Below are 16876 nucleotides of genomic sequence, written 5' to 3' on the forward strand. Positions count from 1 at the left end.
TAGAGCAACCCCAACCAGAAACCGCCCCTGTCTCACTGAGAGACAGGGGCGGTTTCAGTTTTGTCGAGCAGCTTCGTGAATCAGCGTCCCCGAGCGGCCTTGCGGTCCGGGCGGGCCTTGTAAGGATCAATGCCCTTGGGGATCGGCAGACGGTTTCCCAGGGAGTTAATGCGCTTTGACACGGCGTTCACTTCCACCTTGGTCAGTTCGTTCTTCAGTTTGCCCATGGTCTTGGCCAACTTGTTCAGTGGCACCTGGCCTTCACCGCGACCGGATTCCAGAACATGGATGGTCACGTTGGGCAGGATGCGCGCGAGGCGTTTGCGCTCGGCATCCACCAGAGGCTTGACGCGGTGCGTGGGCCCTTCGCTGACAAGGACGACGCCCGGACGGCCAATGGCCATGAACACGGCGTCTTGAGTGCGGGGGTTGACGGCAACTGGCTGATCCTGGGTGACCCAACCGCGGCGAAGAGTACCCAAGGCTGCGCCGGAAGCACCGGGCTGGTTCTCAATTTGAGCGAAGGCAGCCTTCTCAGCCCGGCGGGAAAGAATGAAGACAGCCGCGAGCAGACCCAGTGGGATGCCAATGATGAGGCCGGTAACCCAGTTCTCCAGCAGGAAGCCTACGAGCAGGGCCACAGCAACCACGGCAAGGAATGCCAGCAGCATGACCCACACAACCTGCGGATCATTACGCCGGGTCATTTTGAAGACTTCAGCGATCTGCTTCAGCTGGCTCGGCTTCTTGGCCTTGGCTTCCTTGGGCTTGCGCTTGAACAGCCCACGCTTGGGTGCGTCGGCCGAGGGGGTCGAATTGCTGGAATCAGAGGAGTTCGCCATAGTGCCTTAATTCTACGTGATGGACGCCGAAGGACCGGACGCCATGACGCAGGCATCCGGTCCCCAGGTACTGCTGTGTGGTGTTTAGCTGTGGGCGGCGAGGATGGTGGAGGCTTCCTGGCGGGTGGTGCCGGAGTCCTGGATGCCGTCGGCGATGTGGGCGAGTTCGGCGGGGATGTCGCGGCCCTTCTTGCGCATCGCGGTGGCCCACAAACGCCCGGCACGGTACGAGGACCGCACCAAGGGGCCGGACATGACGCCGAGGAACCCGATCTCCTGGGCTTCTTCCTGGAGGTCCACGAATTCCTGGGGTTTGACCCAGCGGTCCACCGGCAAGTGCCGCTCGGACGGGCGCAGGTACTGGGTGATGGTGATCAGATCGCACCCGGCCTGGTGCAGGTCGCGGAGGGCTTCGGAGATTTCCTCGCGGGTCTCGCCCATGCCCAGGATCAGGTTGGACTTGGTCACCATGCCCAAATCCCGGCCCTGGGTAATCACATCGAGGGAGCGCTCGTAGCGGAACGCCGGACGGATCCGCTTGAAAATCCTCGGCACGGTCTCCACGTTGTGCGCGAACACCTCGGGCTTGGAATCGCAGATCGCCGCGATGTGCTCGGGCTTGCCGGAGAAATCAGGGATCAGCAACTCCACCCCGGTACCGGGGTTCAGTTCGTGGATCTTCCGGACCGTTTCGGCGTACAACCACACGCCCTCATCGGCCAGGTCATCCCGGGCCACCCCGGTCACCGTGGCGTAGCGCAACTGCATCGCCTGGACACTGCGGGCCACCTTGGTGGGTTCGAACATGTCCACCGGGGACGGTTTGCCGGTATCGATCTGGCAGAAATCACAGCGCCGGGTGCACTCGGACCCGCCGATCAGGAACGTCGCTTCCTTGTCTTCCCAGCACTCAAAAATGTTCGGGCAGCCGGCCTCCTCACACACCGTGTGCAGGCCTTCCTTCTTCACCAGATTCTTGAGCTGAACAAACTCAGGACCCATCTGGACCTTGGCCTTGATCCACTCAGGCTTACGTTCAACCGGGACCGCCGAGTTACGCTGCTCAACGCGCAGCAACTTACGGCCTTCAGGTGCCAAGGTCACTGGAGTGCTCCTTCGGGTGTGGAAACGAGTGCTTCTTCGTGCTTGCTGAATTCTTCAACGAAGCGGTCAACGATATCGGCAGGGTTGATGGTCCGGCCGGTTTCCAGCGACATGGTGGTGACGCTGGCGTCGGTGATGCCACAAGCGATGATCTGCGCATAGGGTGCGAGGTCATTACTGCAGTTGATGGCCACGCCGTGCATGGTGACGCCGTCCAGGACGCGAATGCCGATCGCGGCAATCTTACGGTCAGGTCCTTTGTCGTCGGCCAGGATCCAGACTCCCGCCCGGCCCTTCACCGTGACGGCCTTGATGCCGTAGTCGTCCATCACGGCAATCATGATGGCCTCAAGACGTTCCACGTAATCGCGGATGCCGGCGCGGTTCTTAAGTTTGAGGATTGGATACGCAATGAGCTGGCCTGGGCCGTGCCAGGTCAGTTTGCCGCCGCGGTCCACGGGAACGACGGGAGTGCCGTCAAAGGGGCGTTCGTGGTCCTCCGTGAGTTTGCCGGCCGTGTAGACGGCGGCGTGCTCAAGGATCAAGACGGTGCTGTTCTTCTCGCCCGCAACAACTTTGTTGTGGATTTCGCGTTGCAGGTCCCAGCCCTGCATGTAATCAACGAAGTCCGGGGCAAGACCCAGTTGTGAAAACTCAAGAGTCATGGGTTCAAGCTTAGACCCAGCAGGAGTCTGGCCCTGGTTTTGTGGTGAACCTCTCAGTCGCATCCCGGGTGGTCAGTACGGGCACAGGTGGGGGAGGGCCTGTGGATAACTTCTGCGCAATCTTCTGCATTCGGGTACACCTTATCTATGGAAACTCTGGACCTCCCCGAGGCTGTGGCTCCCCACGTTCCGGGCTATTCGATATCCCGCCCGCTGGGCCACGGCAGTAGTTCGACTGTTTGGCTTGCCACGAGGATGAGGGACGGTGCACATTTCGCGGTCAAGTGCGCCAGGAAAGGTGTCGGAGCTGGCGGGTCAACGGAATCGGATCGGATCCGCGCGGAGACAGTCCGGGAGATGATGCTTCTCTCCGGGCTGAGGCACAAGCACCTTATACGTGTCCACGAAGTCCTCCAGGTGGGCGGCACGGACGGGGGAACCCTTGGGATCGTCATGGACTACGCAGCGGGAGGTTCGCTGGCCAACCTTGTCTCCGCGAGGGGGAGGCTCAGGATCGGCGAAGCCGTGACCATCCTGACTCCCATTGCCCAGGCACTGGACTACCTGCATGACAGCGGCTCGGAACATGGCGATGTGTCACCTGGAAACGTCCTGTTGACGGCGGATGGGATGCCTCTGTTGGCAGATCTCGGCGTTGCCGCCACGGTGGGCGGCACACCTCACGGCTTTCGGGTCGGAACGCCTGGATTCATGGAACCCCCGGGGCGGGCCTCCGGGGACGGCAACCTTTCCCGGCACAACATCCAGCCCCAACGCGACGTCTATTCGCTCGGGGCGCTGGGTTGGTACTGCCTGACAGGGACAACGCCGGGCCCGGAACAGGATCGCCCACCCCTGTCACTTCTGGTGCCGGAGGTACCCAAGGCATTGGCCGCGGCCCTGGAGTCTGCCTTGACCATGGATTCTCGGAGCCGTCCCTCGGCCAGGGAACTCGGCACGGCGATCTTCAGAAGTGCTGCCCCCGAGTCCCTCGACTTATCCGGCGTCGTGCACGAGTCGGTTATCCCGGACTTGCTGACGCGGCGCGAGACATTGGGGCGTGCACCCCGCTGTCCAACCCGGTTGTTGAAGACATGGTGGAGACTGCGGCCGTCCATGCGCAGAGCGCGGCTCCCCGCTTCACAGCGTCCGCGTCGCCAACAAGGCCGTCCCGGCCGCGGGGTGGGACGCAGGCGGGTTGTGGTGGTGGCGATTGCGGCGGTGATTGGTGTCGTGTCGTGGATTTCCTGGCAGCAGAACGAAACGACGACGGCCATACTGCAGCAAGGGGCGACGGAGAACGGCGCTGCCGATTCCGGTGAGGCAGCCGATCTTCGTGGCGCCCATCTTCTTCCGCAGGCGCTCACTGAAGGACTGCACTCCGAAGATCCCTTGATTGCCGTTCCGGCGTTGTCTGCTGTGCGCGACATCGCCTTGGCAGAGCGGCGCCTGGACCTTTTGGAGGCCGTCAACGCGCCAGGTTCACAGGCCGAGGCGAGCGATCGACAGTTGGCAGACTATCTGCGGGGCGCTGGAACAGCGTTCAACGGTTTCCATACAACGTTGACTGCGGTGACCTTGGACGGACCTCCACAGGCAGGACATGTGGTGGTGGCGGTGACTGCCACTACGTCCGGATATGAGGAACGCCGGGCCTCGGGGGAGGTTGTCAGGACCGAAGTGGCCGGGGCGCCACAACAGTTGCGGCTGGATGTTTTTCGTTCTGATGGGCGCTGGCGGATTTCAGGAGTCCTGGCCGCTGTTCCCGCACAGTGATAACAAAGCACCAGGACAGGCCTCAACCGGCCCGGGCCAAGGTCTTGTCAGCGGCCCTTTTCCGGGGCCAGCCATTCCATGGCGTCCGAGAGAGTGGGATGCAACCAGTGGAAGCCGCCTTCCTGCAATCGTGCGGGCTCCATTCGCTGGTTGGCCATGACGAGTTCGTCCGCCAGCCCGCCTAGAACCAGTTTCAGCGCTGGCCGGGGCACGCGGAGGAAAGCCGGCCGGTGGAAGGCCTTGGCGAGTTCGGCAACGATGGTGTTGACGTCTGCGCTCTCCGGGGCGCAAACATTCACGGGCCCCTCAAGGTTTGCTGTGATGAGGTAGGCAAGTGCACGGGCTTCGTCGGTCAACGTGATCCATGGCCAGTACTGGCGCCCGTTGCCAAAGGGTCCGCCCAGCCCGATTTTCAGTAAGGGAAGCAGAGGTCCGAGGGCGCCACCGGAGGTACTAAGCACCACACCGGTCCGGGGAGTGACCACCCTCACCCCGGATGGCGCCGTCCTGGCCATTCGCTCCCATTCACCGGACAGCTGCCCGAGTACGCCGTCGCCCTGGCCTGAATCTTCCCGCAGGACACCGTCGCGTGAGGCTCCGTAATAGCCTGAGGCGGATTGGCTGATGAAGGTGGCTGGCGGTTTGCTGAGTCGTCGCATGGCAGCGGTCAGGGTCTGCGTGGGCTGTAGCCGGGATTCTGTGAGGACTTGTATCCGGCGTTTTGTCCAAGGACGGTCTCCGATGCCGGCGCCGGATAGGTTGACCACAGCATCGGCACCCTCCAGGACAGCTTCATCAAGCTCACCCCTGGCAGGGTCCCACGTCCATTCGAGGGCCGACGTAGCTGGGCGTCTCACCAGCCGGACAACCTCATTGCCTTCCGCAGTCAACTGCTCGGACAGGGCCGTCCCGATCATTCCCGAAGCTCCGGACATCACGATTCTCATGACCCATCTCACCATGGCGAACGCTTGTGGTGGAAACGACCGGCCGATGCCGCAACTGAGGGGTGCCTCTTGACTATGATCGAACAATGACCTCCTCCAGCTACCTCCGTTTCCCGCATGTGCACGGCGATCTGGTCACCTTCGTGGCCGAAGACGACGTCTGGATCGCACCCCTTTCAGGCGGCCGCGCCTGGCGGGTTTCCTCCCAGCAACTTCCGGCCAGGAACCCGCGGTTCACTCCGGACGGAAAGAAGCTGGTCTGGACCACTGTTGTGGGCACGTCGCCGGAGGTGGTCACGGCAAACGTCGACGGCGGCGGGTACAGGCAGCTGAGCTACTTCGGGCACAGCACCACCAAGGTCAAAGGCTTCACACCCGCAGGGAATGTGGTGGTAACCAGCGCCTTCCAGCAAGCCGAAAGCCGCCACACGCACGCTTACAGCCTCCCGTTGGACGGCGGCGCCGCCGTCGAACTTCCCTTCGGCCCGGTGGAGGCGGTCGCCTTCGGGCCCGAAGTTGGCGACGAGAAGCCCGTTGTCCTGGCAAGCGTGCTCTCCCGTGAGCCCGCTTGGTGGAAGCGCTACCGTGGCGGCACAGCCGGGAAGCTTTGGATCGATGCTGACGGCAACGGCGAGTTCGAGCGGTTAGTGAAGGAGATCGACGGAAACCTGACCGATCCCCTGTGGATCCAAGGACGGATCGCCTTCCTCTCTGATCACGAGGGTTACGGGAACCTCTATTCGGTGCTCCCGGATGGTTCCGGACTGCGCCGCCACACGGATCACGAGGACTTCTATGTTCGGCACGCCAGCACTGATGGCACCAGGGTGGTCTTTGAATCGGCGGGCGAGCTCTGGATGTTGTCGTCGTTGGATGCCGAGGCCGAGCCGGTCAAGCTGGACGTCACTCTTGGATCGGCATCACCGGGCCGCCGACCCGCGCCGCTCAAGACCTCGGCCCACTTGGGGGACGTCTTTCCGAACGTGAGCGGAACGGCCAGCGCCGTGGAATCGCATGGCACTATCCATTGGCTCCGCCACAAAGATGGACCTTCGCGGGTGGTCGAGGCGACACCGGGCGTCCGCGCACGGCTGCCCCGGCCCCTCACTGATGGCCGGATAGCCTACATCGCGGACCATGGGGGAGTGGAAGCGCTGTACATCAAGCGCATCGCCGCCCGACTTGCGGCTGTGGTGGAGGTTCCCACCCTTAAGGCTGAACAACCCGCTCCCGCTGCAGAGGAATCAGCTTCTCTGCCGAAGCCCGTTTCCGCATCCAACGTGCTGGGACAAGCAGCAGCTCCCGCGCAAGCAGTCAACAAAGCCGCGCAGGCAGCTGGAGTACAAGGTCAGGCCGGCTCGGGGGAGACGGGCGACGCCGAACCATCCGCGGACACTGTGGGTGGCGCCGTTGCGCCCGCGGGTACCGTGGCACCGGAAGACTCCGCGGATCTCCGTTATGAATTCCCGGCCCCTAACCGGACGAGTGCGTTGGAAGCCAGCCCGGATGGCCGGTGGATTGCCGTTGGCACGTCCTTCGGCGACGTCTTTGTAGCCGACACCACTGCAGGAACGTTGGCGCGCGTTGTCAGCATTGGCGAGGGCAGCATTGAGCAACTCGCGTGGTCCAGCGACTCACAGTGGCTTGTATGGTCCGAGCCGGTGACGTCGTTCGGTTCGCGGAGCAAACTCAGGATCTCCCGCCCGGCAGAACCGGACGCGGGGATTATCGATGTTACTGACGGACGGTTCTGTGACGAGTCTCCGAAGTTTACGCCGGACGGAAAGTTCCTGGCCTTCCTGTCCAACAGGAGCTTCGACCCCGTGTATGACGGTCACTCCTTCGACCTCTCCTTCCCGAGCCCCATCAAGCCGTACATGGTGGCTTTGGCTGCGGATACACCGTCACCGTTTGGACCTTCCATCGACACGCTGGAGGACGCCGCGGCCACATCAGACGCGGTCAAGGCCGACGACGGCGAAGCGCCCGCTGTGCGCGTGGACCCGGACGGGCTCGCCCACAGGGTGATTGCTGTGCCGGTTCCCCAGGGGAATTACTCGGAGCTGAGTGTGGGTGACGGCGCTTTGCTGTGGCTCGACACCGAACTCTCCGGTGTGATGGGTGATGGTCGAGGAACCCTCCAGGACAAGAAGACGGCGCCGTCCCTGGTCCGTTACGACCTCGCCAAGCGCAAACAGGTCACACTCGTCAAAGCAGTGGACAGCTACCGGCTGTCCGCCGACCGCAGCCGCATTGTTTATGTGCTCGATAAGCAGGTGACGTCCGTCCCTTCAGAGAACAAGGTGGACGAGGATTCCGCAGAACTTGTGAAGGTGGAGCTCAACAGGGTGCGGGTGACCATGGACCCCGTGGCTGCTTGGGGACAGGCTTTCGATGAGGCATGGAGGCTGCAGAGGGACTTCTTCTGGACGGCCGACATGGCTGGCCAGGATTGGGACTCCGTGCACAAACGCTACCGTCCCATCGTGGACAGGCTCGGTTCCCACGATGACCTGGTTGACCTGCTGTGGGAAATCCATGGCGAGCTGGGAACGTCGCACGCCTATGTCAAGCCGATGGCTGTTACCGAGCCCGGACGAAACGGCCAGGGAAGGCTTGGAGCGGAGTTCCAGCTCGGCGCCAAGGGGTGGGAGATTACGCGGATCCTCGCAGGAGAGTCTTCCGACCCCCTGGCCACTTCACCGTTGACGCGTCCCGGGGCTGACGCCAAGGTGGGCGACGTCCTTTTGGCGATCGACGGCGTCGGGCTTTCGGCGGTCTTGACCCCGGCAATGCAGCTGGTGGGTTCGGCGGGCAGGACCGTTGAGTTGACCCTCTTGAACGGTGACGGCCACGGTGGAGCTGCTGGTGCCCAACGACGGGTTGCGGTGGTTCCCGTGCGTGACGAGGAACGGCTGCGATACCAGGATTGGGTCCGGGCCAACCGACGTACTGTCCGCGAAGCGTCGGACGGCGCATTCGGCTATCTGCATATCCCGGACATGATGGCCAACGGCTGGGCGCAGCTCCACCGGGATCTCGATACTGAGACGGCCTTGGACGGCCTGATTGTGGATGTGCGGCGCAACCGCGGTGGCCACACCTCTCAGTTGGTTGCCGAACTGATCGGCCGCAAGGTTACGGGGTGGAGCATGCCGCGCGGTGAAAAGCCGCGGACCTACCCGCACCACGCACCACGCGGACCGGTGATTATCCTTGCCGATGAATTTGCCGGATCCGATGGCGACATCATCACCCAGGTGTCCAAGCTGAGGGGCATCGGCCCCGTCATTGGTACGCGGACCTGGGGCGGCGTCGTCGGTATTGATAATCGCTTCTCACTGGCCGACGGCACCGGTGTGACCCAGCCTCGATACGCCACGTGGTTTAGTGGCGGGGTCGGTTGGGACGTCGAAAACCGTGGTGTGGAACCGGATATTGAAGTTCTGTTCCCGCCGCATGCGTACGCGGCCGGGACTGATCCTCAGTTGGAGTACGGAATTGGTGCGCTCAAGGAAATGATCCAGGAGCTGCCCACCGACCGTCCACCAGTGCGTGAGGGCTACCGAAAGCTCCGCCCGGCACCGCTTCCGTCGCGTCCCCAGAAGGGCTAATCGATACAGAGGAATGACAAAGAGCCCCGACACTTCCTTGAGGGAGTGTCGGGGCTCTTTTCATGGGTCCAGGGCGGTGATGTTCAACCCTGTGTGTTGCTGGTACTAGGCCGAGAGGGTGGCATCCAAGGTGATCTCGATGCTCGCCAGAGCGCCGGAAACCGGGCAACCGGTCTTGGCGTCTTCGGAGATCCGGCGGAAATCTTCCTCGGACAGGCCCGGAACCTTGGCGGTCATGGTCAAGTGGCTGCCGGTGATGCCCGTACCGGGAACGAAGGTGACGTCAGCTTTGGTGTTGACTTCCTCCGCGGTGAATCCTTCGCCTGCCAGGGCATGGCTGAACGCCATGGAGAAGCAGGCGGAGTGGGCAGCGGCGATCAGTTCTTCGGGGCTGGTCTTGCCGCCGGACTGCTCGGTGCGTGCCTTCCAAGTGACATCGAACGTGCCCAGTCCTGAGCTGTCCAGCGTTGTGTTGCCGGCGCCCTCGATCAGGTTGCCGTTCCAAACCGTGTGTGCGGTGCGTGTTGCTGCCATGTCCACTCCTTGGGATCGTTGTGAGTCGGCAACCAGCCTTCGGCAGGTGCCACCGGGATCAATCCTATGGATTTGCCTGCCGTACCGCACGGCCATTCCGCTGACGGTGGATTGTGACCCCTAAACTGGCGCCATGGATATCGAAGAACCCGCACAGCCCGGGTACAACAGCGGCCCCAGAATCGCCACCATCATGGTCAACGCCGTGGATGCCGCCCGCCTGGCATCATTCTGGTCGGAGCTGCTGGACATGCCCGTGTCAGCGGAACACGAAGGCTTCATCTGGCTACGGCCAGCTGAACCTGGTCTGCCGCAACTGGCGTTCCAACAAGTCGCAGCACCCACTGAGGGGCGACGCCGCCTGCATCTGGACCTTCACGACGCCGACCCCTCAGCGCTGCGGCGCAAAGCTGAGACGTTGGGGGCTACTTTTGTTGAGGAGCACAACATCGGCGATTTTCGCTGGGATGTGATGCAGGATCCCGAGGGTAACGAGTTCTGTATCGCCCAGGACTAAGCGCCCTGCAGGACCGGACTAGTTCCAGAGGGTGGCGATGGCGATGTTGACCAGGGCCAGCCCACCTACGCCGTGGGCCAGGCCGGTGGAAACAGGCTCGCCGTTCTTCACCTTCCGTGAGCCGATGACGGCGAGGACAGCGACGGCCACCCCAATGGCGAACTTAACACCCAGCTTGAAGTAGTTGGGATCGGCGTCCGGCAGCAACGGGAACAAGCCCATCATCGCGATGCCTGTGAGGAGCTGGAGGAAGGCACCGTCGCGCTGGCGGGGGTGGACAGTTGGCGTCTTGAGGGTGGCGATCCAGTAGCCCACAATCATGGCTGCGCCGACGATGTGCAAGAACACCAGAATGTTGAAGAGAATACTCATGGACCCAGCTTATCCAGTTGGTTCTACGTCCCGTAGCAAAGCCACGCGGATGCCCTCAGGCAGGCGTCTATCACAGCAGAAGGGCAGGTTACCGGTATCCGGTAACCTGCCCTTCTGGTTCAGCAAGCCGTGCTGTGGGGCGCCTGAATCCTAGAGACCGAGGTCTGCTTCGAAAGCACCTTCTTCAAGGCGGGCCTTGAGGGTCTGCAGGAAGCGTCCGGCGTCCGCACCGTCAACCAGGCGGTGATCGTACGTCAGCGACAGGTACATCATGGAACGGATGGCAATCGAGTCGTCGCCATTCTCGTCGGCAACCACCACTGCGCGCTTGACGATCGCGCCGGTTCCGAGGATGCCCACCTGAGGCTGGTTGATGATCGGGGTGTCAAACAGGGCGCCAACAGAACCGATGTTGGTGATGCTGAAGGTGCCACCGGAAAGCTCGTCCGGGCCGATCTTGCCGTCGCGGGTACGGCCTGCGACATCGGCGATCTTGCTGGCCAGGCCGGCGAGGTTCAGGTTGCCGGCGTCGGAAATGACGGGAACCAAAAGGCCCTTGTCAGTGTCGACCGCGATCGCCAGGTGCTCGGCGTTGTGGTACGTGATTTCCTGCTTCGACTCATCGTAGGCAGCGTTCAGCTTGGGGTGCTGCTTCAGGGCCTCGGCCACAGCCTTGGCGATGAACGGCAGGAACGTCAGCTTGACGCCATTCTGGGCCTGGAACGAGTTCTTGGCCTTGAGGCGGAGCTTGGCGATCTTGGTCATGTCGACCTCGTGCACCTGGGTCAGCTGAGTGGAGACCTCAAGGGACTCGCGCATGCGGCGGGCGATAACCTGACGGATGCGGGGGGCCTTTTCGGTGGTGCCTCGCAGGGAGGACGCCACCACGGGGGCAGCGGCCTTGGCGGCCGGAGCTGCTGCGGCCGGAGCAGCAGCAGGGGCAGCGGTTGCCTGCTTGGCTTCAGCGGCAGCCAAAACATCCTGCTTGCGGATGCGGCCACCGACGCCGGTGCCGGAAACCGAAGCGATGTCTACGCCGTGCTGGTTGGCAAGCTTGCGAACCAGGGGAGTGACATAACCGGATTCCGAAGAACCTTCAGCCGCCGGAGCAGCTGCGGGAGCCGGAGCGGCTGCGGGGGCCGGAGCGGCGGCGGGGGCCGGAGCAGCAGCAGGTGCCGGAGCGGCTTCGGGGGCCGGAGCGGCGGCGGGGGCCGGAGCAGCAGCGGGTGCCTCGGCTGCAGGAGCGGGTGCCTCGGCTGCAGGAGCGGCTGCCGGGGCAGCTGCACCGGAACCGATGACGGCCAGGACGGAGCCAACCTCAGCGGTCTCGTCCTCGCTGACACGGATTTCCTGCAGTGTGCCCGCTACCGGGGACGGAATCTCGGTGTCAACCTTGTCGGTGGAAACCTCCAGAAGCGGCTCGTCAACCTCAACGGTGTCGCCTACGGCCTTGAGCCAGCGGGTGACAGTACCTTCGGTGACGCTTTCGCCCAGTGCAGGGAGGGTTACTTCATGGCCTTCGCCACCGGAAGCAGCGGGGGCCTCAGGGGCAGGCGCTTCTTCAGCTGCGGGCGCAGCAGGAGCTTCTGCGGGGGCAGCCTGCTCGGCGGGAGCGGCGGATGCTTCCTCAGCCGGTGCGGCTTCGGCAGCCGGAGCGGCGGAGCCGGAGCCGTCACCGATGCGGACCAAGGGGGCGCCAACTTCAGCCGTCTCGTCTTCAGCGACGAGGATTTCTTCGATGACGCCAGAGATCGGAGAAGGGATTTCGGTGTCTACTTTGTCGGTTGAAACCTCGAGCAACGGCTCGTCGATCTCCACCCGGTCACCAACCTGCTTGAGCCAGCGGGTGACGGTTCCTTCGGTGACACTCTCACCGAGGGCGGGCAAGTTAACGGATTCAGACATGTCGTCCCCGTTCTCCTTATTGATCTTTGTGCGGATGAATTCTGCTGGTCCGGGTCAGGTGCATGCGGCATATATCGCCGCATGCACCTGACCCGTGGGTCTTGGTAAGACTTAGCCGTGGAGAGCTTTGCCCGCGAGGGCAAGGTGGGCTTCGCCCAGGCTTTCGTTCTGGGTGGGGTGGGCGTGGACCAGCTGGGCCACGTCCTCCGGGTAGGCTTCCCAGTTCACGATCAGTTGGGCTTCGCCGATCTGCTCGCCCATGCGGGAGCCGATCATGTGGATGCCCACTACGGGGCCATCCTTCTGGCGGACAAGCTTGACGATGCCACCGGTGCCGAGGATTGAGCTCTTGCCGTTACCGGCCAGGTTGTACTCCTGGGTCTGCACCTGGTCGTCGCCGAACTTCTCCTTGGCGGCCTTTTCGGTGTAACCGACTGTGGCGATTTCAGGCTCGCAGTAGGTGACCTTGGGGATGTTGATGTCCTCAACGATTGCCGGGTTCAGGCCGGCGATTTCCTCGGCGACGAAGATGCCCTGCTGGTAGCCACGGTGCGCGAGCTGAACGCCGGGGACGATGTCGCCAACGGCGTAGATGTTGCCGACTCCGGTGTGGAGGCGTTCGTTGGTGATGACGAAGCCGCGGTCGATGGTGATGCCGGCTTCTTCGTAGCCGAGGTTGGCGGTCACGGGACCACGGCCAACGGCAACCAGAAGGAGGTCGGCTTCGAACGTCTGGCCGTCCACCAAGGTGACCTTGACGCCGTCGTCGTTCTGCTCAACACCCTGGAAGAAGATGCCGGTGGTGAACTTGATGCCGCGCTTCTTGAAAGCACGCTCAAGGTTCTTGACGATCGAGGCGTCCTCGTTGGGGACCAAGGAGGGGAGGCCTTCGATGATGGTGACGTCCACGCCGAAGGACTTCCAGACGGAAGCGAATTCGACACCGATGACACCGCCGCCCAGGACAATGGCGCTCTTGGGGATGTAGTCCATGGTGAGGGCCTGGTCAGAGGTGATGACCTTGCCGCCGATTTCAAGGCCGGGCAGCGAACGGGAGTACGAGCCGGTGGCCAGGACGATGTTCTTGCCTGTGTAGGAGGTGCCGTTCACGACGACGGTGTTGTTGCCCTGGAGCTTGCCTTCACCCTCGATGACGGTGATGCCCTTGGACTTGATAAGACCCTGGAGGCCCTTGAACTTACCGGCAATGATGCCGTCCTTGTACGCATTCACGGCCGACATGTCGATGCTGTCGAGCGTGACGTTCACGCCGTACTTGGCGGAATCGCGTGCATGGTCGGCCAGTTCAGCCGAGTGCAGGAGTGCCTTGGTGGGAATGCAACCGTTGTGCAGGCAGGTTCCGCCGAGCTTTGCCTTTTCCACAAGGCCAACGGTGAACCCAAGCTGAACGGCCCGCAGGGCAGTGGCGTAGCCGCCGCTGCCGCCACCGAGTACCAGGATGTCGAATTCTTGCGCAGTTGCCTGATCGGCCACTAAAACGCTCCCTCGCGTGAATGATGACACGGGACTGCGTGTCATCTGGTCTTTGGAACTTGTTCTGCCGTGATTATGCCAGCACCTAAGTTCTCTTGCATTTGTGACTATCGAGTTCACCTTAGCGAACCACCTACCCATGCTCCACCCTCTGCGGGCGTTTTGGGGAGCGCTTGTGTCGAGACTCACGTTCACTTGTGACACAGCGCTACACCCCGCATAATTCCGGGGCTGTTCAGGCCGTCGCCGGGATCCGGCAGGGGCCTGCGCAACCCCGGAAGGGCAGGGTGGTGTGTTAGGCGGAGACTGCCAGGAGATCCTCGGCATAGGCAAGCAGGGTGCGGACGGTGCATCCGGTACCTTGCTTGGGTGTGTAACCATACGGGGCGCCGTTATTGAACGACGGTCCGGCGATGTCCACGTGGGCCCAAGGGATCTGCTGGCCGGCGTCGTTCTTGCCCACGAACTCGCGGAGGAAGACCGCTGCGGTCATCATGCCACCGTTGCGCTCACCGATGTTTGCAAGGTCAGCCACCTGCGAATCCAGGCTCGGACGGAGTTCTTCCGGCAGCGGCATCGGCCAGACCAGTTCACCTGCCCTGTCAGCCGCAGACTTCAGCGCTGCAGTAACGGAATCGGATCCCATGACCCCGGCCGTGCGCAGACCCAGGGCGATGAGCTGGGCACCTGTCAGTGTTGCGACATCAATGATGGCGTCCGGCTTCTCCATGCTGGCAGCGACGATGCCGTCTGCCATCACCAGTCGGCCTTCAGCGTCCGTGTTCAAAACCTCAACGGTTTTACCGCCGTAGATGGTGAAGACGTCCGCAGGCCGGGCGGCGGCACCTGATGGCATATTTTCCGCAATGCAGAGCCATGCAGTCGCCTTGATGGGCAGGCCAAGCGAGGCGATGGCCAGGACAGTGTTAAGGACGACGGCGGCACCGGCCATGTCGCTCTTCATGTCGCCCATGCCGAGGGCCGGCTTAATGGAAATACCGCCGGTGTCGAACGTGATGCCTTTGCCGACCAGGGCAATCTTCTTTGTAGCCTTTGCGGGGGCGTATTCGACCTTAACGAGGCGCGGCTGGCGCGTGGAGCCCTTGCCGACGCCGAGAATACCCCCGAAGCCTTCCTTTTCAAGACGCTTTTCATCCCAGACGGTGATCTTGACCGGAAGTCCCTTGGCCAGCTCCTTTGCGGATTCTGCGAAGGACTCCGGGTACAGGTGGCTCGGGGGCTCGTTGACCAGAGTGCGCGTTGCGTTGACGGCACGGGCGAGCACAATGGCCCGATCCAGCGCGGGCTGGGCAGACTTGGCGTCGATATCCGAGAAGATCAAGGCCTTGGCCACGGGCGCCTTCAGACCTTCCTTGCTGGAACGGTGCTCCGTGTAGGCGTACGCGCCCAACGCGGCTCCTTCGGCGACAGCGGTGACATCCGCCAGGGTCGCCGTCGGGAACGCCAAGGTGACTGAAGCGGTGCCAGCCAACTGGCGTACGGCGGATCCCGCGGCGCGCCGCAGGGCTTCCTCGCCAAGGCTTCCGTCATCGGAAAGCTTTCCTACTCCGGCCAGAACAAGAATCCCTGAGCCTGTCTCCGGCAAGCCGGGAAGCCGGTGCACCTGGTCGGCAGCGCCGGTGATCCCCAAGAGCTTCAGTGACCCCGCAAGGGACTCTGCGGTCTTCGCGCTCAGCGGGTTGGACAGCAGTAGCGGCCCGTCCGCGCCTTGGGCAACGCCAATCACGAGTGCGTCGCTGGGGGACTTTTTCAGGTCCTTGGCGATGATTCCCAGGATGATGTCAGTAGTCTTGACCACGAGGATGTGTCCTCACTTCTCTCTACATTGCATGGCGGGGCCGCATGTTTGGCGGCCTGCCCCGGTACGCGCCCGACGTCCTCTTGCGACGGCGGCCTTGGTCTTCAGATCCAGCGTCGCAAAGCGCGCCGGCCCTTTTTCGATCGTAGTCTCTAGAGTGCTGCGAACAGCAATTAAATGAGAGCTGCCGCACATCCGGGTCAGGAATGCCCGTTGGGCGTGCAGCGTTGTATCGATGAGTAGAGTCCCGCAGCCAGGCGTTGGCGCCTTTTGATGCCAGGTTGCCGGCACCCGGGACCTTCCCGAAATTTGTCATTGCGAAAGGAACACGCCGTGTTTGAACGGATATCCGGCTCCCTCCTGGACCCTGAATCGCTGTACGCCCGTAACATCGAGACCTTCCACAGCCCTGAGTTGCGTGGACTGAACATGGTCATGGGATTCACGGGCTTTGCTGATGCCGGTCACGTAGTCCGGCAGATCAACGCGGAGCTGTTGGACGAATTGGACGCTGAGGTGGTGGCCATGTTCGATGCCGACCAACTCATTGACTACCGCTCCAGGCGGCCCCACATCAGCTTCGTGGAGGACCACCTGCAGGACTACCAAGCGCCAAAGCTGGGCCTGTACAAGCTCAATGACGGCCTCGGCCAACCGTTTCTGCTCCTTGCCGGCTTCGAGCCCGATCTGCAATGGGAGCGGTTCTCGAGGGCCGTGGTTGGAATCGTGGAGGAACTGGACGTCAACCTGGTGACCTGGATTCATTCCATCCCCATGCCCGTCCCGCACACGCGTCCTGTTGGGGTCACGGTTCATGGCAACATGCCCGAGCTCATCGCGGGGATTTCGAGTTGGAAGCCCACCGTTGATGTTCCCGCCGCCATCGGACACATTCTTGAACTGCGGCTCACGGAAGCGGAACGCAATGTGGCCGGGTACGTAATCCACGTCCCGCATTACCTCTCCGAAGCCGAGTATCCGCCAGCGGCCGTAGCCGGTTTGGAATACCTGGGGGCGGCAACGTCACTCATGCTGCCCACGGACAGGCTCCGGGAAGCAGGCCGTGAAGTGGGCCGACAGATTGCCGAGCAGATCGAGGCCTCTGAGGAAGTACAGGCCGTGGTGACAAATCTGGAGACGCGCTACGACGAGAAATCCGAAGGCGTCGTCCGCCGCTCGCTGCTGGCTGATGAGAACGACGAACTGCCCAATGCGGAAGACATTGGAGCCGCGGTTGAGGCTTATCTGGCACGTAAAGACTCGCCTCAATAAATCAGCTTTGTGTAG

13 protein-coding genes are annotated in these 16876 nt (G+C 62.6%); 4 read left to right on the top strand and 9 right to left on the bottom strand.

The annotated features are described in order from the left end of the window. Positions 1–80 precede the first annotated feature (80 nt). The 3 genes from AR689_RS05745 to lipB form a co-directional block, all read right to left on the bottom strand. Positions 81–842 (bottom strand): DUF4191 domain-containing protein, encoded by a 762-nt coding sequence (locus tag AR689_RS05745; RefSeq protein ID WP_062067963.1) that lies wholly within the window; start codon positions 840–842, stop codon positions 81–83. 84 nt (positions 843–926) lie between these two features. Then, the gene (lipA, locus tag AR689_RS05750) at positions 927–1946 is read right to left on the bottom strand and encodes a lipoyl synthase (RefSeq protein WP_062067964.1); all 1020 of its coding nucleotides are present in this window, start codon (positions 1944–1946) and stop codon (positions 927–929) included. Then, a complete protein-coding gene (gene lipB / locus AR689_RS05755) occupies positions 1943–2611 on the bottom strand; it encodes a lipoyl(octanoyl) transferase LipB (protein ID WP_062067965.1) in 669 nt (222 codons plus the stop codon). The genes lipA and lipB overlap by 4 nt, the downstream gene beginning before the upstream one ends. 147 nt (positions 2612–2758) lie before the next feature. On the opposite strand from lipB, the gene AR689_RS05760 reads away from it, so the two are divergent. Further along, on the top strand, positions 2759–4387 hold the full coding sequence (locus tag AR689_RS05760; RefSeq protein ID WP_062067966.1) for a protein kinase domain-containing protein: 1629 nt from the start codon (positions 2759–2761) through the stop codon (positions 4385–4387). 47 nt (positions 4388–4434) lie between these two features. On the opposite strand, the gene AR689_RS05765 is transcribed toward AR689_RS05760, so the two are convergent. After that, positions 4435–5334: a TIGR01777 family oxidoreductase gene (locus AR689_RS05765; protein ID WP_062067968.1), complete on the bottom strand. Its 900-nt coding sequence runs from the start codon at positions 5332–5334 to the stop codon at positions 4435–4437. Positions 5335–5420: 86 nt separating this feature from the next. Here AR689_RS05765 and AR689_RS05770 point away from each other — a divergent pair, with 86 nt between their 5' ends. After that, complete coding sequence (locus tag AR689_RS05770) at positions 5421–8948, top strand: S41 family peptidase (protein WP_062067970.1); 3528 nt, start codon at positions 5421–5423, stop codon at positions 8946–8948. Between the two features lie 105 nt (positions 8949–9053). Here AR689_RS05770 and AR689_RS05775 read toward each other — a convergent pair whose 3' ends face one another. Further along, positions 9054–9482 carry an OsmC family protein gene (locus tag AR689_RS05775; protein WP_062067972.1) on the bottom strand — a complete coding sequence of 143 codons (429 nt, stop codon included), beginning with the start codon at positions 9480–9482 and terminating at the stop codon, positions 9054–9056. 133 nt (positions 9483–9615) lie between these two features. Between AR689_RS05775 and AR689_RS05780 the strand changes: the two genes are divergently transcribed. Further along, positions 9616–9999: a VOC family protein gene (locus tag AR689_RS05780; protein ID WP_062067974.1), complete on the top strand. Its 384-nt coding sequence runs from the start codon at positions 9616–9618 to the stop codon at positions 9997–9999. 18 nt (positions 10000–10017) lie between these two features. On the opposite strand, the gene AR689_RS05785 is transcribed toward AR689_RS05780, so the two are convergent. The 4 genes from AR689_RS05785 to AR689_RS05800 all read right to left on the bottom strand — a co-directional run bounded on the left by AR689_RS05785 (position 10018) and on the right by AR689_RS05800 (position 15589). Further along, a complete protein-coding gene (locus AR689_RS05785) occupies positions 10018–10371 on the bottom strand; it encodes a hypothetical protein (protein ID WP_024820506.1) in 354 nt (117 codons plus the stop codon). 150 nt (positions 10372–10521) lie between these two features. After that, a complete protein-coding gene (gene sucB, locus AR689_RS05790) occupies positions 10522–12276 on the bottom strand; it encodes a 2-oxoglutarate dehydrogenase, E2 component, dihydrolipoamide succinyltransferase (RefSeq protein WP_062067976.1) in 1755 nt (584 codons plus the stop codon). 111 nt (positions 12277–12387) lie between these two features. Next, a complete protein-coding gene (lpdA, locus tag AR689_RS05795; protein ID WP_026005508.1) occupies positions 12388–13770 on the bottom strand; it encodes a dihydrolipoyl dehydrogenase in 1383 nt (460 codons plus the stop codon). Positions 13771–14065: 295 nt separating this feature from the next. After that, a complete protein-coding gene (locus tag AR689_RS05800) occupies positions 14066–15589 on the bottom strand; it encodes a leucyl aminopeptidase (RefSeq protein WP_062067978.1) in 1524 nt (507 codons plus the stop codon). A gap of 333 nt (positions 15590–15922) precedes the next feature. Between AR689_RS05800 and AR689_RS05805 the strand changes: the two genes are divergently transcribed. After that, positions 15923–16861: a proteasome assembly chaperone family protein gene (locus tag AR689_RS05805; protein ID WP_062067980.1), complete on the top strand. Its 939-nt coding sequence runs from the start codon at positions 15923–15925 to the stop codon at positions 16859–16861. Positions 16862–16876: the final 15 nt, after the last annotated feature.

It is taken from the genome of Arthrobacter sp. EpRS71 (genome assembly GCF_001512285.1).
GTDB lineage: Bacteria > Actinomycetota > Actinomycetes > Actinomycetales > Micrococcaceae > Arthrobacter.